Source organism: Kribbella sp. NPDC004875 (assembly GCF_042873375.1).
Taxonomy (GTDB): Bacteria; Actinomycetota; Actinomycetes; order Propionibacteriales; family Kribbellaceae; genus Kribbella.
This window is the reverse complement of the sequence record NZ_JBIALI010000011.1, coordinates 15,982-40,186: the sequence shown is the minus strand read 5'-3', so window position 1 is coordinate 40,186 and position 24,205 is coordinate 15,982. Positions and strand designations below refer to the sequence as shown.

The 24,205-nt window shown below is 69.2% G+C and carries 23 protein-coding genes; 15 read left to right on the top strand and 8 right to left on the bottom strand.

What is annotated here, in order from left to right:
* Positions 1-6 precede the first annotated feature (6 nt).
* Both ACFYRH_RS39920 and valS read right to left on the bottom strand, forming a co-directional pair.
* Positions 7-786: a hypothetical protein gene (locus ACFYRH_RS39920; protein ID WP_387785961.1), complete on the bottom strand. Its 780-nt coding sequence runs from the start codon at positions 784-786 to the stop codon at positions 7-9.
* 176 nt (positions 787-962) lie between these two features.
* Entirely contained in the window at positions 963-3,503 is a 2,541-nt protein-coding gene (gene valS, locus ACFYRH_RS39915; RefSeq protein ID WP_387785959.1) for a valine--tRNA ligase, read from the bottom strand.
* Positions 3,504-3,577: 74 nt separating this feature from the next.
* Between valS and ACFYRH_RS39910 the strand changes: the two genes are divergently transcribed.
* From ACFYRH_RS39910 to ACFYRH_RS39865, 10 genes are all read left to right on the top strand, one after another.
* Positions 3,578-4,954 (top strand): bifunctional folylpolyglutamate synthase/dihydrofolate synthase, encoded by a 1,377-nt coding sequence (locus ACFYRH_RS39910; protein ID WP_387785956.1) that lies wholly within the window; start codon positions 3,578-3,580, stop codon positions 4,952-4,954.
* The gene (locus tag ACFYRH_RS39905) at positions 4,951-5,313 is read left to right on the top strand and encodes a DUF4233 domain-containing protein (RefSeq protein ID WP_387785955.1); all 363 of its coding nucleotides are present in this window, start codon (positions 4,951-4,953) and stop codon (positions 5,311-5,313) included. Before ACFYRH_RS39910 ends, ACFYRH_RS39905 begins: the two co-directional genes overlap by 4 nt.
* A 3-nt stretch (positions 5,314-5,316) precedes the next feature.
* Positions 5,317-5,727 (top strand): nucleoside-diphosphate kinase, encoded by a 411-nt coding sequence (gene ndk / locus ACFYRH_RS39900; protein ID WP_387785952.1) that lies wholly within the window; start codon positions 5,317-5,319, stop codon positions 5,725-5,727.
* Between the two features lie 38 nt (positions 5,728-5,765).
* Positions 5,766-6,368: a CatB-related O-acetyltransferase gene (locus ACFYRH_RS39895; RefSeq protein WP_387786090.1), complete on the top strand. Its 603-nt coding sequence runs from the start codon at positions 5,766-5,768 to the stop codon at positions 6,366-6,368.
* A gap of 228 nt (positions 6,369-6,596) precedes the next feature.
* Positions 6,597-7,613: a rod shape-determining protein gene (locus ACFYRH_RS39890; RefSeq protein WP_167219028.1), complete on the top strand. Its 1,017-nt coding sequence runs from the start codon at positions 6,597-6,599 to the stop codon at positions 7,611-7,613.
* 9 nt (positions 7,614-7,622) lie between these two features.
* Positions 7,623-8,561, top strand: a complete 939-nt coding sequence (gene mreC, locus ACFYRH_RS39885) for a rod shape-determining protein MreC (protein ID WP_387785950.1) — start codon at positions 7,623-7,625, stop codon at positions 8,559-8,561.
* 1 nt (position 8,562) lies between these two features.
* Positions 8,563-9,096, top strand: coding sequence for a rod shape-determining protein MreD (mreD, locus tag ACFYRH_RS39880; RefSeq protein WP_387785948.1), 534 nt, complete (start codon positions 8,563-8,565; stop codon positions 9,094-9,096).
* A gap of 25 nt (positions 9,097-9,121) precedes the next feature.
* Positions 9,122-11,176: a penicillin-binding protein 2 gene (gene mrdA / locus ACFYRH_RS39875; protein ID WP_387785946.1), complete on the top strand. Its 2,055-nt coding sequence runs from the start codon at positions 9,122-9,124 to the stop codon at positions 11,174-11,176.
* 22 nt (positions 11,177-11,198) lie between these two features.
* A complete protein-coding gene (gene rodA, locus ACFYRH_RS39870; protein WP_387785943.1) occupies positions 11,199-12,365 on the top strand; it encodes a rod shape-determining protein RodA in 1,167 nt (388 codons plus the stop codon).
* Positions 12,366-12,446: 81 nt separating this feature from the next.
* Positions 12,447-13,172, top strand: coding sequence for a hypothetical protein (locus ACFYRH_RS39865; protein ID WP_387785940.1), 726 nt, complete (start codon positions 12,447-12,449; stop codon positions 13,170-13,172).
* Between the two features lie 141 nt (positions 13,173-13,313).
* Here the strand turns inward: ACFYRH_RS39865 and ACFYRH_RS39860 are convergent, their stop codons facing one another.
* Positions 13,314-13,724, bottom strand: coding sequence for a DUF2000 domain-containing protein (locus ACFYRH_RS39860; RefSeq protein ID WP_387785937.1), 411 nt, complete (start codon positions 13,722-13,724; stop codon positions 13,314-13,316).
* Between the two features lie 79 nt (positions 13,725-13,803).
* Here ACFYRH_RS39860 and ACFYRH_RS39855 point away from each other — a divergent pair, with 79 nt between their 5' ends.
* The 5 genes from ACFYRH_RS39855 to ACFYRH_RS39835 all read left to right on the top strand — a co-directional run bounded on the left by ACFYRH_RS39855 (position 13,804) and on the right by ACFYRH_RS39835 (position 18,208).
* The gene (locus ACFYRH_RS39855; protein ID WP_387785935.1) at positions 13,804-14,259 is read left to right on the top strand and encodes an Lrp/AsnC family transcriptional regulator; all 456 of its coding nucleotides are present in this window, start codon (positions 13,804-13,806) and stop codon (positions 14,257-14,259) included.
* Between the two features lie 10 nt (positions 14,260-14,269).
* Entirely contained in the window at positions 14,270-15,013 is a 744-nt protein-coding gene (locus tag ACFYRH_RS39850; RefSeq protein WP_387785934.1) for an alpha/beta fold hydrolase, read from the top strand.
* A 154-nt stretch (positions 15,014-15,167) separates the two neighbouring features.
* Positions 15,168-15,803, top strand: a complete 636-nt coding sequence (locus tag ACFYRH_RS39845; protein ID WP_387785932.1) for a hypothetical protein — start codon at positions 15,168-15,170, stop codon at positions 15,801-15,803.
* On the top strand, positions 15,800-16,240 hold the full coding sequence (locus tag ACFYRH_RS39840) for a hypothetical protein (RefSeq protein WP_387785930.1): 441 nt from the start codon (positions 15,800-15,802) through the stop codon (positions 16,238-16,240). Before ACFYRH_RS39845 ends, ACFYRH_RS39840 begins: the two co-directional genes overlap by 4 nt.
* 36 nt (positions 16,241-16,276) lie before the next feature.
* Positions 16,277-18,208 (top strand): TIGR03960 family B12-binding radical SAM protein, encoded by a 1,932-nt coding sequence (locus ACFYRH_RS39835; RefSeq protein ID WP_387785928.1) that lies wholly within the window; start codon positions 16,277-16,279, stop codon positions 18,206-18,208.
* Between the two features lie 79 nt (positions 18,209-18,287).
* Here ACFYRH_RS39835 and ACFYRH_RS39830 read toward each other — a convergent pair whose 3' ends face one another.
* The 5 genes from ACFYRH_RS39830 to ACFYRH_RS39810 are packed head-to-tail and all read right to left on the bottom strand — an operon-like array spanning position 18,288 to position 24,024.
* Positions 18,288-18,656 carry a hypothetical protein gene (locus tag ACFYRH_RS39830; RefSeq protein ID WP_387785926.1) on the bottom strand — a complete coding sequence of 123 codons (369 nt, stop codon included), beginning with the start codon at positions 18,654-18,656 and terminating at the stop codon, positions 18,288-18,290.
* A 46-nt stretch (positions 18,657-18,702) separates the two neighbouring features.
* Positions 18,703-20,037 (bottom strand): HAD-IA family hydrolase, encoded by a 1,335-nt coding sequence (locus ACFYRH_RS39825; RefSeq protein WP_387785925.1) that lies wholly within the window; start codon positions 20,035-20,037, stop codon positions 18,703-18,705.
* Positions 20,038-20,042: 5 nt separating this feature from the next.
* A complete protein-coding gene (locus ACFYRH_RS39820) occupies positions 20,043-21,368 on the bottom strand; it encodes a M20/M25/M40 family metallo-hydrolase (protein WP_387785923.1) in 1,326 nt (441 codons plus the stop codon).
* Entirely contained in the window at positions 21,365-21,616 is a 252-nt protein-coding gene (locus ACFYRH_RS39815; protein ID WP_387785922.1) for a hypothetical protein, read from the bottom strand. Before ACFYRH_RS39815 ends, ACFYRH_RS39820 begins: the two co-directional genes overlap by 4 nt.
* A 53-nt stretch (positions 21,617-21,669) precedes the next feature.
* Positions 21,670-24,024, bottom strand: coding sequence for a M43 family zinc metalloprotease (locus ACFYRH_RS39810; protein WP_387785919.1), 2,355 nt, complete (start codon positions 24,022-24,024; stop codon positions 21,670-21,672).
* Between the last annotated feature and the right edge of the window lie 181 nt (positions 24,025-24,205).

Genomic DNA, 24,205 nt, shown 5'->3' with positions numbered 1-24,205 from the left:
GAGCCGCTAGCGCATGGCCTTGAAGGCCTCTTCGGCTACGGGTTCGACCTGGTCGACGTTGACGCCCTCGTTGGCGGATTGGGCGATGACGGTGAGGGTGTTGCTGCCGCGGTAGCACTGGGTCGGCAGGTTGCCGGTCGACTCCACGCAGGTGGAGCTGCCGACCTTCTTGATCTTGTCCGGGGTCGCGCCGGAGTCCGCGACGGTCTTGTCGATGTCGACCTTGCCGCGCAGCGCGATGATCACGTACATCCGGTCGCCGTCGACCGTGCCGTACGCCTCGACCGTCGCCTGCTTGCCGTCGTTGATCCGGCTCAGCGCCTCGCGCGTCTGGTCGAGCTGCAGCTGGTCGCGGATCTCCTTGTCGGTGATCCGGTCCAGGCCGGCGAGCTTGGCCGGCGGGTTGATGCCACGGCTGGTGTTCAGGCGGTTCAGCGGCCCGAGACCCCAGACGTATCCGAGCAGCGCCAGCACGATCAGGATGACGACCGCCCCACCGACCGTCAGCCAGGCGCCACTCAGCCGCAGCCGCTTCTTCTTCGGCTTCTCGCCCGCGGTCTGCACGTCGGTCTTCAGACCGGCCTTCGCATCGGTCTTCGGATCGGCCTTCGGATCGGCCTTCGGATCGGTCTGCGTGGCCGTGGTGGTGTCCGCGGTGCTGCCCGGATCCGCGGCTGCCTTCGCCGCCCCCGCCGGGACAGCGGCCAGCTCGGCGGTGTCCGCGCCGGCGTCGGTCGCCGGGGCGCCCTGATCCTTCGGATCCGCCGGGGTGGTGGGGTCGCTCATCGGATCGCTCCTCGGGACGTACGGTCGCGGGGGTTCACTCCCGATGCTTCCACATCAGGACAGCTTCATCAGGACAACCGGCTGCATCGGGACAACCGGCTTCGCAGGGTAGCCGGTCGCTGACACGCACAGGTGCCCGCCTCCCCAGGGGGACGCGGGCACCCGGGCACCTGCTCTCAGAGGGTCGCGACGACCTTCACCGTGTCGGAGTCGTCGGCGTTCCAGACGATTTCGCCGGTGATCCGGCCGGCTGCCCGCAGGTCGGGCTCGGCGCGCTCGGCCAGCGCCAGCCGGGCAGCCGGCCCGGTGACCTCGACCTTGGAGACCTCGGTCTTCATCGAGACCTGCGCCTCGGACTTCGCGCCACGGATCCCCGCGAGAACCTCCGCGACCGCGTCCAGCACCGCGGGCTCCTGGTCCGCGATCGACAGATCGACGTCCGGAACCGGCCAGCTGGCGCGGTGGATCGAACCCTCCTGCCACCACGACCAGACCTCTTCGGTCGCGAACGGCAGGTACGGCGCGAGCAGCCGCAGCTGGACCGACAGTGCGACCGCCAGCGCGGCCTTCGCCGAGGCCGCGGCGGCGTCACCCTGACCGCCGTACGCGCGCTCCTTGACGAGCTCGACGTAGTCGTCGCAGAAGGTCCAGAAGAACCGCTCGCTGGTCTCCAGTGCGCCGGTGTAGTCGTACCGCTCGAAGGCCGCGGTGGAATCCGCGACGACGGACCGCAGCCGCTGCAGCATCGCCAGGTCGACCGGCTCGGTGACCGCCGCCGGGTCGACCGTGGTGGCGCCGAAGCCGAGGACGAACTTCGACGCGTTCAGGACCTTGATCGCCAGCCGGCGGCCGACCTTCATCTGCGACTCGTCGAACGGCGAGTCCAGGCCCGGGCGGGCCATCGCCGCACGCCAGCGAACCGCGTCCGAGCCGAACTTCTCCAGGATCTCCGACGGGACGATCGCGTTGCCCTTGGACTTCGACATCTTCTTGCGGTCCGGGTCGACGACGAAACCGGAGATCATCGACCGCGCCCACGGGAGCGTGCCGTTCTCGAAGTGCGCGCGGACGACGCGGGAGAACAGCCAGGTGCGGATGATCTCGTGCGCGTGCGTGTTCAGGTCCATCGGGAAGGTACGGCGGAACAGGTCGTCGTCGCGCTCCCAGCCGCACGCGATGTGGGGTGTCAGCGAGGACGTGGCCCAGGTGTCCATCACGTCGGGGTCGGCCTCGAAACCACCGGGCTTGCCGCGCTGCGCCTCGTCGTACCCACGGGGAGCCTGGGAGGTCGGGTCGATCGGGAGCTCGGCCTCGGACGGCATCAGCGGGTGGTCGTAGTCGACCTCGCCCTCGGCGTCGATCGGGTACCAGACCGGGAACGGGACGCCGAAGAAGCGCTGGCGGGAGATCAGCCAGTCACCGTTCAGCCCCTCGACCCAGTTCAGGTAGCGGTGCCGCATGTGTTCCGGGACCCAGGCCAGCTCGTTGCCGCGCTCGATGAACTCCTGCTTGAGCGCGGCGTCGCGGCCGCCGTTGGTGATGTACCACTGCCGGGTGGAGACGATCTCGAGCGGCTTGTCGCCCTTCTCGTAGAAGTTCGCCATCCGCTCGGTCTTCTTCGGCTCACCGTCCAGGTCGCCGCTCTCGCGGAGCTTCTGGACGATCAGTTCGCGCGCACTGAAGACGGTCTTGCCCGCGAGCTCGCCGTACAGCTCCGAGCCCTCGAGCCAGGCCGGGGTCTCGCGGAGCAGCCGGCCGTCGCGGCCGATGACCGTGCGGACCGGGAGTTGCAGCTCGCGCCACCACTGGATGTCGGTCTGGTCGCCGAAGGTGCAGCACATCGCGATACCGGCACCCTTGTCCATCTCGGCGGCCGGGTGCGCGAGGACGGGGACCTCGACACCGAACAGCGGCGACGTCACCGTCGTACCGAACAGGGGCTTGTAGCGGTCGTCGTCCGGGTGGGCGATCAGCGCGACGCAGGCCGGGATCAGCTCCGGGCGGGTGGTCTCGATGTAGACCGGCCCGTCCGCGCCGTGGAACGCGACCCGGTGGTACGCGCCCGGATACGGCCGCGGCTCGAGCTCGGCCTGGGCGACCGCGGTCTGGAACGTGACGTCCCACATCGTCGGCGCCTCGGACAGGTACGCCTCGCCGCGGGCGAAGTTGCGCAGGAAGGCGCGCTGCGACGTACGCCGGGAGTCCTCGGAGATCGTGGTGTAGAGGTGCTCCCAGTCGACGCTCAGGCCGACCCGGCGCCACATCGCCTCGAACGCCTGCTCGTCGATGTGCGTCAGCTCGCCGCACAGGTCGACGAAGTTCTGCCGGGAGATCGGGACCTGCTTCTTCGGGTCCGGCTTCTCCGGCGGGGTGAACTCCGGGTCGTAGGGCAGCGACGGGTCGCACTTGACGCCGTAGTAGTTCTGCACGCGGCGCTCGGTGGGCAGGCCGTTGTCGTCCCAGCCGATCGGGTAGAACACCTGCTTGCCGCGCATCCGCTGGAAGCGGGCGACCAGGTCGGTGTGGGTGTAGCTGAAGATGTGGCCGACGTGCAGCGACCCCGAGACCGTCGGCGGAGGCGTGTCGATGGAGAACACATCGGCACGCTCGGCGGTGCGGTCGAAGGCGTAGGTCTGCTGCTCCTTCCATACCGCAGCCCACTTCTCCTCGAGTCCGTCGAGTGTGGGCTTGTCTGGAACGCTGGACGTCTGGCTCATGCGCACAATGTTAGTGGTTGTCAAGGGGTGCTCCGACCGCTTTATCCACAGCCCCTCCTAGACTGGGCCTTCTGATGAGCGACCTCTCTTACGCCGAGGTATCGGCACGGCTTCAGCAACGCTGGCCGGAGCACAAGATCGAGCCCACCCTGGAGCGCGTGCAGCGGCTCGTCGAGCTGCTCGGCGACCCGCAGAAGGCGTACCCGGTGGTGCACCTGACCGGCACCAACGGCAAGACGTCCACCGCGCGGATGATCGACACCCTGCTGCGTGAGGCCGGGTTGCGGACCGGCCGGTTCACCAGCCCACACCTGGAGTCGGTCCGGGAGCGGATCACGCTGGACGGCGAGCCGATCAGCGAGCAGCGCTTCGTCGAGGCGTACGAGGAGATCGAGCCGTACCTCGCGGTCGTGGACGCCGAGCAGGAGCACCCGCTGACGTTCTTCGAGGCGATCACCGCGATGGCGTTCGCGGTGTTCGCCGACGCCCCGGTCGACGTCGCCGTGATCGAGGTCGGCCTGGGCGGGACCTGGGACGCCACCAACGTCGCCGACGGCACGGTCTCGGTGATCACCCCGGTCGCGGTCGACCACGCGCACCTGCTGGGCGGCGATCCGGTCACCATCGCCGGTGAGAAGTCCGGCATCATCAAGCCGGGCGGTACGGCGGTGATATCGCAGCAGAGCCTCGAGGTCTTCGAGGTGCTGCTCCGGCGGGCCGCCGAGGTCGGCTCGCAGGTCGCCCGTGAGGGGATCGAGTTCGGCGTCGTCAGCCGCACGCTCGCGGTCGGTGGCCAGGTGATCTCGCTCAAGGGCCTCGGCGGCGAGTACGACGACCTGTTCGTCCCGCTGTACGGCGAGTACCAGGCGCACAACGCCGCGACCGCGGTCGCCGCCGTGGAGGCGCTGCTCGGCGCCAGCCCGGAGACCGAGGGCCGGGTCACCACCGAACTGCTGCAGGCCGGGTTCGAGCAGGTCACCAGCCCGGGCCGGATGGAGGTCGTCCGGAACAGCCCGACGATCGTCGTCGACGCCGCGCACAACCCGCACGGTGCCGAGGCCACCGCGGCCACCGTCTCCGAGGCGTTCCAGTTCGAGCCGCTGATCGGCGTCCTCGGCTGCATGAAGGACAAGGACGTGTACGGCCTGCTCGAGGCGTACGAGCCGATCATGGAGACGGTCGTCTGCACCCGGAACAGTTTCGTCGAGCGCTCGATGCCGGCCGAGGAGCTCGGTGAGCTGGCCGCCGAGGTGTTCGGCGAGGAGCGGGTGCTGGTCCGGCCGCACCTGATCGACGCCATCGACGACGCGATCCGGCTCGCCGAGGAGAACGCGGTCGCGCTGGGCACCGGCGGCGTACTCATCACCGGTTCGGTGATCACCGCCGGGGAGGCGCGGGCGCTGCTGGTCCGGAAACCGAAGGACGGGCAGCTGAAGGACGAGAAGCTGTGAGGTCGCTCGCGTCGATCGTGCTGGCGTTCGAGTCCGTCGTCCTCGCACTCGTCACGCCGGTGATGATCTCGGTTGCCGACGTCCGCCCGGCGGTGGCGGTGCCGGTCTGTCTCGGGCTCTTCGTGCTGGCGCTGGTCGCGGCCGGTCTGCTGCGGTTCCGGGCCGGGTACGTGCTCGGTTCGGTCGTCCAGGTCGGCGCGGTCGGACTGGGCTTCGTCGTACCGGTGATGTTCCTGCTCGGCGCGGCGTTCGCGGGCTTCTGGATCGCCGCGATCGTGCTGGGCCGCCGGATCGAGGAGGCCAAGAAGGCCCACGAGCAGTTAGGCTCAGCCGCCCCGAACACTTCGAGAGAGAGTTGACAGATGTCGCAGCGAACCCTGGTCCTGCTGAAGCCCGACACGGTCCGCCGCGGCCTGGTCGGCGAGGTACTGGGCCGGTTCGAGGCCAAGGGCCTCACGATCGTCGCCATGGACCTGCGCACGATCGACGGTGAGATGGCCGACCAGCACTACGCCGAGCACGTCGAGAAGGCCTTCTACCCGCCGCTGCGGGACTTCGTCACCAGCGGTCCGCTGGTCGCGATGGTCCTCGAGGGTGACGAGGCGATCGAGGTCATCCGCGCACTGAACGGCGCCACCGACGGCCGCAAGGCCGCCCCCGGCACCATCCGCGGCGACCTGTCGCTGTCCAACCGCGAGAACCTCGTGCACGGCTCCGACTCCGAGGAGTCCGCCGCCCGCGAGATCAAGATCTGGTTCCCCGACCTGCCGTGAACCCGTCCGTGCTCCCGGACCCGGCAGCGCTGCACCCGATGCCGGGCCAGTCCAGGGTCGTACTGCTCAAGCCGCTGGTCACCTCACCGCTGATCGAGGCCGGGGAGTTCTCGTACTACGACGACCCGGACGACCCGACCGCGTTCGAGACCCGCAACGTGCTGTACCACTACGGGCCGGAGAAGCTGGTCATCGGGAAGTTCTGCGCACTCGGTGAGGGCGTCCGGTTCGTCATGAACGGCGCCAACCACCGGATGGACGGCCCGTCGACCTTCCCGTTCCCGATCATGGGTGGCTCCTGGTCCGAGCACTTCGACCTGATCACCGGCCTGCCCGGCCGCGGCGACACCGTGGTCGGGAACGACGTCTGGATCGGCTATCAGAGTCTCGTGATGCCCGGCGTACGGATCGGCCATGGAGCCGTCGTGGCCTCCGGCTCGGTCGTGGTCGGCGATGTCCCCGACTACGGCATCGTCGGCGGCAACCCGGCGAAGCTGATCCGGCGCCGCTACGGCGACGAGGACGTCGACCGGCTCCTCGCCATCGCCTGGTGGGACTGGCCTCTCGAACGGATCACCGAACATCTGCCGACGATCATGGCCGGCACCGTCGACGAGCTGGAACGCGCCGCCACCCGGTAGTTCACCCTTCGTGCACCGCTGCGGGGGTGCTGACCGGGCGGGGGATCGCTAACCTGGCGGTACGACCGGCCTAGACCGCGCAGCGGGCGACTGCCCGATGCCGACTGCAGGTGAGTGGGCCGATACGATCTGTCCTGGGCGGACGGGACGTGTCGGTCCACGGGCTGTGCGCGGGCGGCGCTTAGCCTGGTCGGGGACCGAGTGGGAGGTGCCGCGGTGGCGAACAGCATGCTCGGCCGCGACATGGCGGTCGATCTCGGGACGGCGAACACCCTGGTGTACGTGCGAGGTCGTGGCGTCGTGCTGAACGAGCCGTCGGTGGTGGCGACCCGGACCGACGAGCCGCAGGAGGCGGTCGCGTTCGGTCACGAGGCGAAGAAGATGATCGGCCGGACACCCGGCAACATCACCGCGATCCGGCCGCTCAAGGACGGCGTGATCGCCGACTTCGACGCCGCCGAGCAGATGCTGCGGTACTTCATCCAGCGCGTGCACCGCCGGCGCTACTTCGCGAAGCCCCGGATCGTGGTCTGCGTACCCTCCGGGATCACCGCGGTGGAGCAGCGCGCGGTCCGCGACGCCGGGTACATGGCCGGCGCCCGCAAGGTCTACATCATCGAGGAGCCGATGGCCGCCGCGCTCGGCTCGAACCTCGAGGTCCGCGACGCGACCGGCAACATGGTCGTCGACATCGGCGGTGGTACGACGGAGGTCGCGGTCATCTCGTTCGGCGGCATCGTCACCAGCCAGTCGATCCGGGTGGCCGGTGACGCCATCGACAAGGCGATCGTGAACTACTGCAAGAAGGAGTTCTCGCTGCTGCTCGGCGAGGCCACCTCGGAGCAGATCAAGATGACCATCGGATCGGCGTTCCCGACCACCGACGGCCCGGACAGCGAGATCCGCGGCCGGGACATGGTCTCCGGCCTGCCGCGCACCGTGAAGGTGTCCTCGGCCGATATGCGCCAGGCGATCGAGGAGCCGATCACCGCGATCGTCGACGCGGTCAAGGCGACGCTGGACAAGACCCCACCGGAGCTGGCCGGCGACATCGTCGACCGGGGCATCGTGCTGACCGGTGGCGGCGCGCTGCTGAAGGGCATGGACGAGCGGCTCCGGCACGAGACCGGCATCCCGATCCACGTCGCCGAGAACCCGCTGGACGCGGTCGTGCTCGGCGCCGGCAAGTGCGTCGACAACATCGAGACCCTCAACCGCATCCTGGTCACCGACAACCGGCGCTGAGGTCCACCGATGCTCAAAGACCTCGGTACCCCGGCCCGGAGTGCGATCCGTTCCGCGGGTACGCCGCTCCGCTCGGCCGGCATGCCGCGCGGCGTCCGGCGCCGCCGCGCCGTGCTGGCGCTGGTGATCCTGGCGTCGTTCACGCTGATCGTGCTCGACGCGCGGCGGTCGGCGGGTTCGCCGGTCGAGCCGCTGCGGGAGGCGGCGGCCGGGGTGTTCGGCCCGCTGGAGTCGACCGCGACCTCGGCCCGGCAGCCTGTGGACAACCTCCGCGACCGGTTCGCGGAAATGGATAGGTTGAAGGCCGAGAACGAAAAACTGAAGAAGGACAACGAGGCCCTGACCGAGGAGCTGAACACCTCCGACTACGCCCGCAGCCGGGCGCAGGAGCTGGACAGGCTGCTCAAGGTCGCGCCGGCGTACACGATGACGCCGGCCCGGGTGATCGGGATCGGCAGCGCGCAGTCGTTCAGCCACACGGTCACGATCGACGCCGGGACGGCGGACGGCGTGCGCACCGACATGACCGTGCTGAACGGCACCGGTCTGGTCGGCCGGGTGGTGCGCACCACCCAGGCGACCGCGACCGTGCTGCTGATCGGCGACCGCAACTCGACCGTCGGCGGCCGGCTGAACGCCACGATGGCGCTCGGCTTCGTCTCCGGGCGCGGCGACGTGGCCGGGACGCTCGACTACAAGCTGGTCGACCCGAAGGCGCGGCCCAAGGTCGGCGACCGGATCGTCACCTGGGGCTCCAGCGGCAACGCGCCGTACGTGCCGGGTGTCCCGATCGGCGTCGTCACCTCGGTGACGGCCAACGAAGGGGCCCTCGGATCCACCGCGACCATCAAGCCGTACGTCGATCCGACCCGGATCGACACCGTCGGCGTGGTGACCGGGCCACCGGCCCGTCCGCCGCGCGCACAGATCACCGGGAAGGGGAACTGACGTGATAGCACTGCGCATCGGGTTGGCGACCCTGTTCCTGCTGGTCGCCGTGACCGTGCAGACGTCCGTGCTGAGCAACATCGCGGTGGCCGGCGTGACGTGTGACCTGACGCTGATCGTGGTGATCGCGCTGGCGCTCTCCCGCGGGCCGGAGTGGGGTGCGATCGCCGGGTTCGCGGGCGGCCTGCTGCTCGACGTCGTACCGCCGGCCGATCACACGGCCGGCCGGTGGGCGCTGTCCCTGGCCGTCGCGGGGTACGTCGCCGGTCTGATCCGGCGCGAGACCTCCAGCGGCCCGGTCGGACCGCTCGGCGTGGCGCTGACGGTCGTGCTCGGGACGGCGATCTCGTTCTTCCTCTACAGCGCCACCGGTTCGCTGCTGCACGACCCGTCGGTCGACTGGGGCGAGTTCGGCGTCCGCCTCGGCATCGCCGCCGGGTACGACGTGGTCGGCGCGATCGTCGTCATCCCACTGGTCATGTGGATCATGGGCCGCGTCCAACCCGCCCGCGAGCGGCGCCGGGTGCTGCCATGACCCCTCACCTCCTCCGGTCACTTTCATGAGCTGGGACGGATTCGAAGCCCCGCTGAAGGCGCGGTTGCGGTTGTTCGTGATCGGCGTGCTGGTTTTCTCCTTGCTGTGCACGCTGTTCGGCCGGCTCTGGTACATGCAGGTGATGTCGAGCGCCGACTACACGCAGGCGGCGACCGCGCAGCACATCCGCCAGGTCCTGATCCCAGCCCCGCGCGGCACGATCGTCGACTCCCAGGGCCGGACCCTGGTCGGTAACCGGGTCTCGCTGATGATCACCGTCGACCGCTCCGTGCTCGCGAAACTGCCGGACAGTCAGCAGAACGTCGTCCTCGGCCGCCTCGCGAAGGTGCTCAAACAGAAGCCGGCCGATCTCAAGGCACGCACGATGCTGTGCGGTGAGCCCGGCGCGTCCAAACCACCCGCCTGCTGGAACGGGACGCCGTACCAGCCGATCCCGGTGGCGAAGGATGTCAGCGAGCAGGTCGCGATCGAGGTGATGGAGCGCCGTGAGGACTTCCCGGGCGTCACCGCCGACTCGCAGACGCTGCGCGCGTACCCGGCGCCGTACAAGGTGAACGCCGCGCACATCCTCGGGTACCTCTCGCCGATCACCACCGAAGAGCTCGAGGACATGGACAAGGCCGGGCAGGACTCGGTCCCGCACCGTTCGGACCTCGTCGGCCGGGCCGGCGTCGAGCGCTCGTACGACAAGCTCCTGCGCGGCACGCCCGGTGAGAAGGACGTGATCGTCGACGCGGTCGGGTACACCACCGGCGTCAAGAAGCAGACCGCGCCGGTCCCAGGTGCGACGCTGGTCAGCTCGATCGACTCCCGGATCCAGGCCTCGGTCGAGGCCCAGCTGAAGAACGCGATCATGACCGCGCGGAAGCAGACCGACCCGGTCACCCACAAGAAGTACGTCGCCGACTCGGGCGCCGCGGTCGTGATGGACACCAAGACCGGCCGCGTCGTCGCGATGGCCAGCTACCCGACGTACGACCCGGGGGTGTGGGTCGGCGGCATCAGCCAGCGCGAGCTGGACGCGCTGTACTCGGCCAAGTCCGGCACGCCGCTGGTCTCCCGCGCGCTGCAGGCGCAGCTGGCGCCGGGGTCGACGTTCAAGCCGATCACGACGGCTGCCGCGCTGGGCGCCGGGTACAGCCCGAAGACCCGCCTGGACTGCTCGTCGTACTTCGAGGTCGGCAACCGCAGGTTCAAGAACTACGAGTCCGCGTCGTACGGGATGATCGGCTTCGACCAGGCGCTGGCGCTGTCCTGCGACACGTTCTTCTACCGGATCGCGTACGCGCTCTGGCTGAAGGAAGGCGGCAATTCCAGCGACGTCACCACCCGCGACCCGCTCGTCGAAATGGCGCAGAAGTTCGGCCTCGGGACGCCGACCGGCGTCGACCTGCCCGGCGAGGTGAGCGGCCGGATCGCCGACCGCAAGTGGAAGAAGACGTACTACGACTCGCAGAAGAACTACTACTGCAAGATCGCGGACAACCCACCGGCCGGGACGTCGGCGTTCCTCAAGCAGTTCTCGCGCGAGTTCTGCGTCGACGGGTACAAGTACCGTGCGGGTGACGCAGTCAACTTCGCGATCGGCCAGGGCGACACGATCATCACCCCGTTGCAGTTGGCAACCGTCTACTCGGCCCTGTCGAACGGCGGCACGCTGTTCGAGCCGCGGGTGATCCAGTCCTGGGTCGGCGCGAACGGCAAGCCGCACGAGATCAAGCCGACCGTGAAGGCGAAGCTCCCGGTCCCGGCAGCCAACCTGCGCTACATCGACAACGCGCTCAAACAGACCACCCTGACCGGTACGGCGGCGTGGAAGTTCCAGGGCTTCCCGCTGGACAAGATCCCGGTCCGCGCCAAGACCGGTACCGCGGAGGTCTACGGCAAGCAGACCACGTCGTGGCTCGCGTCCTACACCGATCGGTACGCCGTGGTGATGATGATCAGCCAGGCCGGTACGGGTTCGGGTGCCGGCGGTGACGCGGTCCGGAAGATCTACGAGACGCTGTACAACATCAAGCCCGCGCCGCCGCCCGGGCAGGAGAAGCCGAAGCAATGAGGGCCTTCACGAGGAGCGCGCCATGGCGTTGCTGACTCCGATCCGGACGCGGCCGCGGATGGACCGCCGGTCGACCGTGTGGCAGGTCGACTGGGTCCTGGTCTTCGGCGTGGTCGCGCTGTCGTTCCTCGGCGCGCTGCTGATCTGGTCCGCGACCCACAACCGCACGTCGCTGACCGAGGGCAACCCGCACGCGTTCCTGATCCGGCACGCGCTGAACTTCGCGATCGGCCTGGTGCTGGCGATCGGCGCCGCGGTCACCGACCACCGCCGGGTCCGGATCCTCGCCCCGGTGCTGTACGCCGCCTCGATCGTCGGACTGATCCTGGTCCTGGTCCCCGGTGTCGGCTCGACGATCAACGGGTCCCGGTCGTGGATCCAGCTGCCGTTCATGTCGATCCAGCCGAGTGAGTTCGCTAAGCTCGCGGTGATCGTCGGGATGGCGCTGCTGATCGCGGAGAAGAGCGAGACCGACCGCAACGAGAACGCCCGGACCGTCGACGTCGCCCAGGCCGTCGCGGTCGCCGCCGTCCCGGTGGTCCTGGTGATGCTGCAGCCCGACCTCGGCACGGTGATGGTGCTGGGCTCGATCGTGTTCGGGATCATCGCGGTGTCCGGCGTACCGAAACGCTGGATGCTCGGGCTGCTCACGGCCGGGGTGCTGATCGCGGCGATCGCGATCAAGCTGCACATCCTGAAGCAGTACCAGATCTCCCGTTTCATCGCGTTCGCGAACCCGTCGTCGGACCCGCAGGGCATCGGGTACAACGTGAACCAGGCGCGGATCGCGATCGGCAACGGCGGGGTCTTCGGGCAGGGGCTGTTCCACGGCGGCCAGACCCAGAACGCGTTCGTCCCCGAGCAGCACACCGACTTCGTGTTCACGGTCGCGGGGGAGGAGCTCGGGCTGATCGGCGCCGGCGCGATCATCGTGCTGTTCGCGATCATCCTGTTCCGTGGGTTGCGGATCGCCGTCAACGCGCGCGACGCGTTCGGCCGGCTGACCGCGACCGGGATCGTCTGCTGGTTCGCGTTCCAGGCGTTCGAGAACATCGGGATGACACTGGGCATCATGCCGGTCACCGGCCTGCCGCTCCCGTTCGTCTCGTACGGCGGTTCGTCGATGTTCGCCTGTCTGCTCGCGATCGGCCTGCTCCAGAACATCCACCTTCGCTCACACCGGTACTGACCCGGGCCTCCCCGGTGCGAGCTGACCCGTCAGGTACGCTGCTGCCTGCTCGGCCGCCCGCCCAGAGCTTTCGAGAGGCCCATGACCAGGTTCGTGTCGTTCTCGCTCGTTGCCGCCCTGACCTTGTCTCTCGCCGCCTGCGGTGGGGGCGACAAGAAGGAGGCGGCGGCGCCTCCCAGTACGCCGGCGCCGAGCGCGACGCCCAGCTCGGCCACCTCGTCGTCCGGCGTGCCTGTCACCCGGACGACCGCCGAGCTGACCAAGGCGCTGCTCGAGCTCGGTGACCTGCCGAGCGGCTTCTCGCTGGACAAGGACGATCCCGACGACACCGCGAAGCCGTTCTCGTCGCCGAGCAGCCGCTGCAAGACCCTGGTCAAATACCTGAACGCCACCAAGGCGCCGGGGTCGAAGGCCAGTGTGACCCGCACGTTCACCGGCGGCCAGGAGGGTCCGTACATCGACTACGGTCTCGACTCCATGGGTACTTCTGACGAGGTCACCGACCTGCGTGACTCGTACGCCGAGGCCGTCGACTCGTGCACCAAGGTCTCCCTGAAGACCGAGGGCTCGGGCACCACCTCGATGAAGGTCGAGAAGATCACCGCACCGGCGTACGGCGACAAGCCCTTCGCCTTCCGCCTCACCGGCACCAGCGGACCGAAGCGCGGCCTCGAGTACACCGGCCTGGTCACCGGCCTCGACGACGTCATCCTGTCCGTCGGCGTCCTCGCCGGCCAAGGCACCGAACTAGAGCCCGCCACCGAAGCAGCCGTCACCAGAGCGAAGCAGGTCCTCAAGCCCGCATGACCGGGGTCACACCGGCGGTTGTCACGCTGTGACCTGCTGTTGACGCGGCTGTCGGGGTCCGCGGGACGTCACGTGCTGACGCTGGACAGGGACGACGCCCTGATCAGCGCCGTCCGCGTGCCGGCCAACCCGGACAAGCTCTCAGCGATAGAGCGGTAGGGATCCGGTGAGCGAGTCGACGGTGGAGCGGGGTCCGTACAGGGCCAGGCCGAGGTACTGGATGTCCTCGGGTTTGGTGCCGCTCAGCGTGGTGGACATCTGCTCGTAGGTGCGGGCCTGCTGGGCGACCTGATGCATGTCGTGGACGGTGATCTCGGGCCGGGTCGCAGCCTGCGCGCGGAGCGACTGGAGTTGCTCGGCGGAGGCGCGGAGGATCGGGATCGGGTGGGCGCACATGCCGGTGTGGGGTGTACCGGCGGCGTCGGTGGTGTCCGGACCGACGGTACCGTCGTGGTGGTGGCCGAGGCCGACGCCGAGCAGGGCGGCAGTGTTGAGGGCGACGCCGATGGGAGCTTCGGTCGCGATGATCACGACCATCTTGTTCGTCAGCACGAGGGTCAAGCTAGCCCGATGACCGGCAGATTGGCGCCGACTCCGAACATCGTTCGGCCGATCTGGAAAACTGGCCGGCATGGATGAACTTGATACGGCGCTGCTGCGGATGCTGCAGAACGACGCGCGCCGGACAAACCGGGAGATGGCGGCCGAGCTCGGGATCGCGCCGTCCACCTGCCTGGAGCGGATCCGCGGGTTGCGCGACCGCGGGGTGATCAGCGGATACCACGCGGCGGTCGACCTGCAGGCGATCGACCGGTCCACGCAGGCGATCATCTCGATCAAGCTCAGACCCCAGGCGATGGCGGTCGCGACCGCGTTCCAGGCGTACGTGATGGACCTGCCACAGACGCTGGACATGTTCATGGTGTCGGGTGGCTCGGACTTCCTGGCCCACGTGGCGGTGAAGGACACCCAGGCGTTGCGGGATCTGGTCCTCGCGCTCGCCAAACGCCAGGAGATCGCCGACATCCGCAGCTCGGTCGTCTTCGAACACCACCGGCGGACGACGATCATGCCGCTGACTTCGTAGGGTGGGGACCATGCGACTCAACTACGTGGAGACCGGGCCTGGGGACGCACCTGTGGTGCTGCTCGGGTCGTCGTTGGGAGCCGATCACACCATGTGGGCGCCGCAGGTCGACGTCCTCGCGAAGCGCTTCCGGGTGATCGCGTTCGATCATCGCGGCCACGGGGCGTCGGAAGTCCCCGAGGGCCCGTACACGATCGAGGACCTCGGCCAGGACGTCGTCGAGCTCCTGAACACGCTGATGATCGAGCAGGCGTCGTACGTCGGGATCTCGCTCGGCGGCTCGGTGGGGCTCTGGCTGGCGCAGCACGCACCGCAGCGGATCCACCGCCTGGTCGCGATCTGCCCGCCGTCGAACCCGGCCGCGACCGCGCAGACGTGGACCGATCGCGCCGCCCAGGTCCGTGCCGAGGGCACCCAGGCGATCGCCGACGCGACCCTCGGTCGCTGGTTCCTCCCGGAGTTCACCGAAACCGGCCCGGTCAAGCAGATGCTCCTCGACTGCCCCGCCGAGGGCTACGCCGCCTGCTGCGAGGCGCTCAGCACCACCAATCTGCTCCCGGACCTCAAGGACATCACCGCCCCGGTCCTCCTCATCACCGCCGAGTCCGACGCCTCGGTGCCGCCCGAGACCGTCGTACCGCTCGCGTCCCAGATCCCCGGCGCCCACCTCGAGGTCATCGAACACGCCGCCCACCTGGTCACCTATTCACACCCGGACGTCATCAACCCGCTCCTCCTGGCTCACCTCGCCTGATCGCCCCCGGAACGGGGAGAATGGTCCGACCCCGAAAGGAGCATCCGTGAGCGGGCCTGACGAATCGGGACAACAGCCGTACGACCCCATCGACCAGGGACCGACGCAAGGGGGATGGCACTCACCGTACGAGCCGGGGTGGCAACCACCGCCGATGGATGCGCCGCGGGCGCAGGTGATGGCAGAAAGCTTCGCGAGCCCGGCCGACCCCGGGACCTCGCGTCGCGCGCGGGGCAATCTGATCGGTCTTGCCATGGTCGTCGGGCTCTTGGCGTTCTTCCTCGCCGACGGCACGCAGTCCGGCCTCGACCCCGTCGTGACCTTCTTCGTTGCCGCCGGCGCGCTCGTGATGCTCTTCTTCGGCAGTGCGGTGGTCGCGGTTGCCGTTCAGAACAGGCGGACGCTCCGGGGTAGTCGCGAGGTTGCGCCCGGGCCGGACGTCGCCTGGCCGCAGCTTGCCTGGCAGGGGCGAGAACCTGCGAGCGAGGGCCGCGGCTCTCGGCCATGGTTCGCGACGGCCGCGCAGCTCGAGAGCGGGCTCGACGACTTGCTCGCCGTCAGCGGGCAAGTCCCGGCCGCAGAGATCGACCGTGCGCTCACCGACCTCGTGCGTTACCTGACCGTCGAACCTGAACAGCGCCGGCAGGCTCTGACGACGCTGCTGGACGCTCGTCGCCCGACACTGCTCTGGGGTGAATTGATGGCCGTCGCCCGATTGGCCGACCACGCCCCGGAGCCGGTGCGCCGGGCGTTCCGTGACCGTCTCGCTCGAAGGCTGGGAACGCCGTGATCGACGACCTGGGAAAGCTGCTGGACCGGGTGTCGTCGCCGGTGGATCTGGCCGTCGTCCTGCTGAGCGGACCGCTCGCGTTCCTCCTCGACGCCGGGTTCGACCTCGTCCCCTTCCTACCGCCGGGGTACGTCGCCGTAGTCGTCGCCTCGTTCGCGCTCGGGGTACGAAAGGTGGTCGAGGCCCGTCTGACGCCGCTGCGAGAGCAACGCGACGGCGACAAACGCCGGCAACAGGTCCGCGCCCGGGCGGACGCACTCCGGCCACGGGTCGTGACAACGAGGCTCGGGGCGCGCTTGGAGCAGGAAGTGGAGCTGTACGACGCTGGGATCACCACCGAAGAGCAGTTCGCAAAGGCCGTCACCGAGTGTGTCGACGACTACCGGTACGTCCTCCGTACGACGTTCGATTCCGGCGTAGCGGGGCAGCAGCGTTAATCTGGTAGGCGCTCTGATCGCTGACTGGAAGTGGCTATGACTGTCGAATCGCTGTTCCCGCGCCTGGAGGCGTTGCTGCCGAGTGTGCAGAAGCCGATCCAGTACGTCGGAGGTGAGCTGAACTCGGTCAGCAAGGAGTGGGACGCGGCCAGCGTTCGCTGGGCGCTGATGTACCCCGACGCCTACGAGGTCGGCCTGCCGAACCAGGGCGTCCAGATCCTCTACGAGGTGCTGAACGAGCGCGACCACATCCTGGCCGAGCGGACGTACTCCGTCTGGCCGGACATGGAGAAGGTGATGCGGGAGCACCAGATCCCGCAGTTCACCCTGGACAGCCACCGGCCGGTCCGGGCCTTCGACGTCTTCGGACTGTCGTTCTCGACCGAGCTCGGCTACACGAACATGCTGACCGCACTCGATCTGGCTGGGATCCCGCTGCACGCGGTCGACCGGACCGACGAGGACCCGATCGTGCTCGCCGGCGGTCACGCCGCGTTCAACCCGGAGCCGATCGCGGACTTCATCGACGCCGCGGTGCTGGGTGACGGCGAGGAGATCGTGCTGGCGATCTCCGAGGTGATCCGGGAGTGGAAGGACGAGGGCCGCCCGGGCGGTCGCGACGAGGTGCTGCTGCGGCTGGCGAAGTCCGGCGGCGTCTACATCCCGAAGTTCTTCACCGTCGATTACCTCGCCGACGGCCGGATCCAGCGCGTCACGCCGAATCGGCAGGGCGTGCCGTTCCGGACCGCGAAGCACACGGTGATGGACCTGGACGCGTGGCCGTACCCGAAGAAGCCGCTGGTGCCGCTCGCCGAGACCGTGCACGAGCGGTACTCCGTGGAGATCTTCCGCGGCTGTACCCGTGGCTGCCGGTTCTGCCAGGCAGGCATGATCACCCGGCCGGTCCGCGAGCGCAGCATCACCACGATCGGTGACATGGTCGAGAACGGCCTGCAGCAGTCCGGGTTCGAGGAGGTCGGCCTGCTCAGCCTGTCGAGTGCCGACCACAGCGAGATCGCGGACGTCGCGAAGGGCCTGGGGGACCGGTACGAGGGCAGCAACGTGTCGCTGTCGTTGCCGTCGACAAGGGTCGACGCCTTCAACATCACGCTGGCCAACGAGTTCTCCCGCAACGGCCGGCGCAGCGGTCTGACCTTCGCGCCCGAGGGCGGGTCGGACCGGATGCGCAAGGTGATCAACAAGATGGTCACCGAGGAGGACCTGATCCGCACCGTCGCCGCGGCGTACAGCCACGGCTGGCGGCAGGTGAAGCTGTACTTCATGTGTGGTCTGCCGACCGAGACCGACGAGGACGTGCTGGCGATCGCGGACCTGGCGAAGAAGGTGATCGCGACCGGGCGCGAGGTGTCCGGCCGGCGCGACATCCGCTGCACGGTGTCGATCGGCGGGTTCGTGCCGAAGCCGCACACCCCGTTCCAGTGGGCCGCGCAGCTCGGCGCGGAGGAGACCGACGCGCGGCTGTCCAAGCTCGCCGCGGCGATCCGTTCGGAGAAGCAGTACGCGAAGGCGATCGGTTTTCGGTACCACGACGGCAAGCCCGGGATCATCGAGGGCCTGCTGTCCCGCGGCGACCGCCGCGTCGGCCGCGTGATCGAGGCGGTCTGGCGCGACGGCGGCCGGTTCGACGGGTGGAGCGAGCACTTCTCGTACGAGCGCTGGGTCGCCGCCACCGAGAACGCACTCGCCGACCAGCCGGTCGACCTGGCCTGGTACACGACGCGGGAGCGCGAGTACGCCGAAGTACTGCCGTGGGACCACCTGGACTCGGGTCTGGACCGGGACTGGCTGTGGGAGGACTGGCAGGACTCGCTCGAGGAGGACGGCGCGATCGAGGTCGAGGACTGCCGCTGGACCCCGTGCTTCGACTGCGGTGTGTGTCCGCAGATGGGCACGGAGATCCAGATCGGCCCGACCGGGAAGAAGTTGCTTCCGCTCTCAGTCGTCTAGGACATGTCTCCCAATCCCCACCGCACCGAGCACCTGCTCCCTACGGCGGGCGATTGGGAGACACGCGCTAGTTGGTCGGCTAGTTGCAGTAGTACGCCGGAGTCGGCGTCGTCTCGGTCTGGTCCTGCCAGTGCGCGACGCCGACGTAGTACCCGCAGCCGGTGCCTTCGTCGAACCATGCGCCGCCGCCCGAGTACGCGTACGTCTCCGCGACCGTGCTGAACGGACCGCTCGCGGAGGCGCCCTTCTGCAGCTCGACGCGTACTTCGGTGACGCTGTTCGAGCAACCCTCCAGCCCGACGGCGACGTACAGCATCGAGGCCGAGTAACCGACCGACTTCGCCGTCACCAGGTCGCACGCAGCCGTCGACGCGTGCGCCGGCGCGGCGACCGTCAGACCTGCCGCAGCCGCTGCCGTCGCGGCGATCGCACCAAGGAGTTTCCGCATCTGACCACCCTTCAGTTGGAAACCTACAGAGGGTCAGCAGATTAGGTCACTCAGTTACCGACGTCGACCCTTTCGAGCCCGCCGAGACAAGCAGCTCGGTGAGCAAGAGATCGTCAGCGCTGCCCAGAACCAGGTCGGCCGCCGCGACCGCCGCCGGTGGGACGAACGGATTCGGTACGGCGACCGCGTACATCCCGGCGGCCTGTGCCGCGGCCACGCCGTGCGCCGTGTCCTCGACAGCGACCGCCGCCGCGCCCGGCACGCCGAGGCGTCGCAGCGCCAGCTCGTAGATCGCCGGATCCGGTTTGTGCGTCGCCACCTCGTCGCCGGTGACGATCTGATCGAACAGTTCGACCGCACCCACACGCTCCAGATGACCGAGTACCCAGGCGCGCGGCGAACTGCTCGCGATCGCGACCTGCAGCTCCAGCGACCGTGCCGTCGCGATCCAGTCCCGGATGCCCGGCCGGAAGTCGAGCGAGGCGTGCAGACGATCCCGATGGGCAAGCCGGCGCGCGTGGCTCTCGGTCCGGTCGAACCCAGCGCCGACGGCGGCCGCGAGGACGGCGTACCGGTCCTCGGTGACGTCGCCGCCGTGGCCCGGCCAGAAGCTGTTCAGATCGAGTTCGAGACCGTGATGCGCCCACTCGGCCCGCCAGCTCTCGACCATCGTGGTCTCGGTGTCCATCAGCAGACCGTCGAAGTCGAACACGATCGCCTCCGCCCGGACCGGCACGAGCCGCGTCGCGAGCCGATGGATCTCGATGCTGCTCAGGCCGAGCCACGCCAGGTACTCACGGACGCCGCCGAACCGCTCGTCGAGGTGCTCGAGCGAGCCGAGGATCGTCTCCGGGCGGGTCCGCGAGTACTCCGGGCCGTCCTGCAGGCCGAGGTTGACCTCGCTGACGGCGTAGTCCGCCGCGATCCGCTCGCGGGGTACGCCGGCGAGGTCGAGCAGTAGCGCGACGGTCAGACCGGTCCGGTCCTTGCCGGCTTTGCAGTGCACGACGACGGGCCGATCCGCCGGCGCCGCCGCGATCGCGGTGAAGATCCTGCCGATGTGCGGCGCGTTGCGCGTGAGGCTGTTGCGGTAGACATCGACCAGGCGCGGTTCGTTCTCCGGCACCCGCCGCGCCTCGCCGTCCGGGTCGATCCACGGGATCCGCCGGTACGCCGGTGCGCCGTCGAGCGGATGTGGTTGCTTCAGCTCCCACTCCGACCGCAGATCGAGCACGAGCCCGGCCTCGAGCGCCTCGAACTCGGCCCACCCGGCCGGGTCCAGCGCGTCGAGGGAGTCGGTTCGCACGAGAGCCCGAGCGCGCGTGGGTACGCCGTACCCCGTCGGAAGTCCGCCGACATCACGCGCATTCGGGCTCCACATGCCCGTCAGCCTAAGACAACACCGCCTAGATTCTCGAAGTCGTGCCAGGCGCCGTCATATGCCTTGTGGTGCAGGGCGGAGTCGGTGCCGGTCGCGAACACGTCGAGGCGGCCGGGGCCCCAGGAGACGACGGAGCCGGCTGGTTGGGGCCGACGGCGGGCGACTGTGGGCTCCAGCCAGCCGGCGAGGGCCGCGATGTTCATTCGGAGGATCTCCGCCGCCAGCGCCCAGTCGATGAAGTTCAGTGTGTCGTTGGCGGAGTGGATGTGTCCGTTCGCACTGTCCGCGCCCTCGATCGTCAGCACGGCCGGCATTCCGGCGTTGATGAACGGCACGTGGTCGCTGGCGAACGGATTCAGCGAGGTCTCGACCTTCAGCCCCGTGTACGTCGCGGCCGCGGTCGCGAGCGCATCGATCTGACTCGACGACACGGCCGCGCCTTCCAGTAGCACCGTTGGCGTTGCGGTGTTGGTGGTCGCGATCATGTCCATGTTCAGCACCGCGCGGATCCGCGCGCGATCGGCGGCCGGCAGCGCGGCGACGTACTGCTTGCTGCCGAACAGGCCCTCCTCCTCGCCGCCGAAGAGGATCAGCCGGGTGTCGTGCTGCCAGGACCGGGTGGCGAGCAGCCGGCCGAGTTCGAGGACGCCCGCCGAACCGCTCCCGTTGTCGTCGGCGCCGGGAGCGGCGGCTGCCGGACCGCCGGCGATGTTGATGGAGTCCAGGTGCGCGGTGACGACGACGAGTCCGCGATTGGTGCCGACGCCCGCGCGGTCGCCGATCAGGTCCGCCGAACGGCCGCCGCCGACCGTGATCGGCGTCCGGCCCACCTGGTAGCCGAGGGCAACCATCCGGTCGGCGGCGAAATCCATCGCCTGGGTGAACGTCGTACTCAGCGAATGCCTGGTCGGCAGGCTCGCCAGCCAGGTCAGGTCGTTGCGGTACGACGTCATCGACAACGCACCGACCAGGTCCGCGACGTCCGGGTCGGCCCGGGCGGCGGAGACGGCGCGGGTCTCGACGATCGTCGTGTTCGGGCGCAGTGGCTCGATCCGCCAGCACTGGTTGGAACGTTTGCGGGGTTTGTCCGCCGCCGAGATGACCAGATGCCGGCCGTGGTCGAGCAACGGCGTGACGCCGGGATACTCGTCCTGGAAGCTCCGGCCGACCTGCGTGACCAGCAGCAGTCCGGGAACGGTTCGGGAGGCCCGGCCGAGGCGTTGTTCGGCCGGGACCCAGACGATGGTCTGCTCCCCGAATTCCGCCGACCGCGCTCCACCAGCGACCTCCGCCGTCGGTACGACGAGATAGCGCACCGCTCCTGCCCTCATGTCGGCTCCCAGGAGATCTCCAGGCGGTCGTCCGAGACCGCGACGATGTGGCCGGACCCGCCCGGCGCGGGACCGGACGGGGGCATGAACAGGCGGCCGGTGTCGTCCCAGCGGCCGGACGGCGCCGGGGAAGGGGCGTCGCCGCGGCCGATCAGCTGCGGTACGAACGTCCCGTCGGCGTGGAAGTCCACCCCCCGCCGGCCGCGGGCCGGCGGGAAGGCGAAGTCGTCGCGGCGGTAGACGCTCACTCCGTCGTGATCCTCCTCGAAGGAGTGGGTCCAGTGCCCGACCGGTGAGGTGCTCAGATCCGCACCCCCTGCCCGATCGAGGCGGGGGACTCCGGGACCTCGACCCGGAAGTCGCTGATGATCCCGCCGAGTCCCTCGTAGCCGGTGACCGACGGTCCCCAGGCGCTGCCGTCCCACCACTTGTGATAGAGCTGCTTGTCGGTGCCGGTGACGAACACGTCCAGCCGGTTCGCGTCCCAGGAGACCACCCGCGGCTCGTCGGTGCAGATCCCGCCCAGGTACTCGTAGCCGGTGACCGACGGTCCCCAGGCGGAGCCGTCCCACCACTTGTGGTAGAGCGCCGAGTCGGTGCCGAGCAGGAAGACGTCGAGCCGGTCCGAGCCCCACGAGACCACGGTCGGAGGTGTCGTACAGATGCCGCCCATGTACTCCCAGCCGTTCCACGACGAGCCGTCCCACCACTTGTGGTACAGCGCCGAGTCGGTGCCGATGACGAACATGTCGAGCCGGTTCGCACCCCACGCCACCACTCGCGGTGGCGAGGCGCAGACGCCGCCGAGGTACTCGTAGCCGGTGGCCGACGGCCCCCAGTTCGAGCCGTCCCACCACTTGTGGTAGACCGCGTTGTCGGTGCCGAGCACGAAGACGTCCAGCCGATCAGTGCCCCAGGCAACGACTTCGGGCGGACTCAGGCAGATCCCGCCGAGGTACTCGTACCCGTTCCAGGACGAGCCGTCCCACCACTTGTGGTACAGCGCGCGGTCGGTGCCGAGCACGAACGCGTCCAGCCGGTTCGGGCCCCAGGTGGCCAGCCGTGGTGGGCTCATGCAGACACCGCCGAGGTATTCGTAGCCGGTGACGGACGGTCCCCAGTTCGAGCCGTCCCACCATTTGTGGTACAGCGCGTGGTCGGTGCCGAGGACGAACGCGTCCAGCCGGTTCGCGGCCCAGGACGCGACTTCAGGAGCGCTCATGCAGACACCACCCAGGTATTCGTAACCCCCGACGGACGGTCCCCAGGCCGCTCCGTCCCACCACTTGTGATACATCGCCAGATCGGTGCCGAGCACGAACGCGTCCAGCCGGTTCGCCCCCCAGGCGACCACCGAGCCGGCCGGTTCCGGCGTACCTCCGGCGGCACCGAACACCGGCAGCGTCGTGCGGACCGTGTCCAGGCAGGCCTGCATCCGGGCCACCTGGTCGTGGGTGAACATCACCATGCCGCGGTCGTCGGTGTAGTCCATGTAGTCGTAGAACAGGTCGCCGTTCGGCCCGTTGCTACAGGTCACGTGCGGGAACGTCGGTACGCCGAAGTTCGGGCCGGCCGCGTTCGGGGTGTCGGCGCACTCGTCGCTGCCACTGCAGCCGCTGCCGTCGTCGCCCCAGATGTGGAACAGGTTCAGGAAATGGCCGACCTCGTGCGTCGTCGTCCGGCCGAGGTCGAACGGCGCCGTCGCCGTACCGTTGGTGCCGAACCCGCTGTGCAGGATCACCACGCCGTCGGTGTTCGCCGGGCCGCCCGGGAACTGCGCGTAGCCGAGCAGGCCGCCGCCGAGCTGGCAGACCCAGATGTTCAGGTACCGGTCGGTCGGCCAGGGATCGATGCCGCCGGTCGCCGACGACTTCACCTTGTCGTCGGTGCTGAAACTGGTCGAGGTGGTCTGGGTCCGGGTGACACCGGTCGTCGGCTGACCGTTCGGGTCCGTGGTCGCGAGGAAGAACTCGATCCGGGAGTCCTCGATCAGGCCGCTGAAGACCGACGGCACGATGCTGGTGTCCGGGTTGGCCGCGCGGTAGTCACGGTTCAGGACGTCGATCTGGCTGTCGATCTGCGCCTGTGAGATGTTCTGCGCGTTGGTGTTCCAGACGACGTGCACGACACAGGGGATGCGGGCGACGCCGCTGAAGCGCTGCTCGCGGGAGACGTAGGCCATCGTCGCGGTCTCGAGCGCCGACCGCGCCGCGGCGTACTCCGGTGACGTCGACAGCAGCCGCCGGTGCACGTCCATCACCCCGCACTGCCGGCGGCTCGGGAACTCCGTGCGTCCGTCACCGGATCCTGTGGTCGCGCCGCTCATACCGGCACCACCGGCCTGTCCGCCACCCGACATTCCCGCGCCGCCAGGCGATCCGCCGCCACCCATGTCGGCGGCCGGCGATCCGCCGCCGGCCATGTCCGGCGCGGGCGATCCACCGCCACCCATCTCCGGCGCGGGCGATCCGCCGCCGGTCATCGTCGTACTGCCTGCGGCCGGCGCGCCCGTCGTCCCGGGCATCGGCGTCTCGCCCGCAGTGGCCTGTCCGTGCGCGGCATGACCGTTCGCCCCCTGCCCGGGTGCCGGGGCCTCGCCCGGCATCCGGTCGTCGTCGCGATGTTTGTCCGCTCGCCCGTTGGCCTTTCTCGGCATCTCTCCCCCTTCCGCGGGGGCACAGGTGCAGACCGGCGCCACGGCACCGAATCGAGAAGATCACCCCCAGCACGCGCCTCGACCGAAGACGGTCCCTCCCGTCTTCCCCCACCGAGCAGCGGCCCCCATATGCCTGCTCCTGCGTTCAGAATCCCGCCGATCACCGCCCGCGCACAACCTC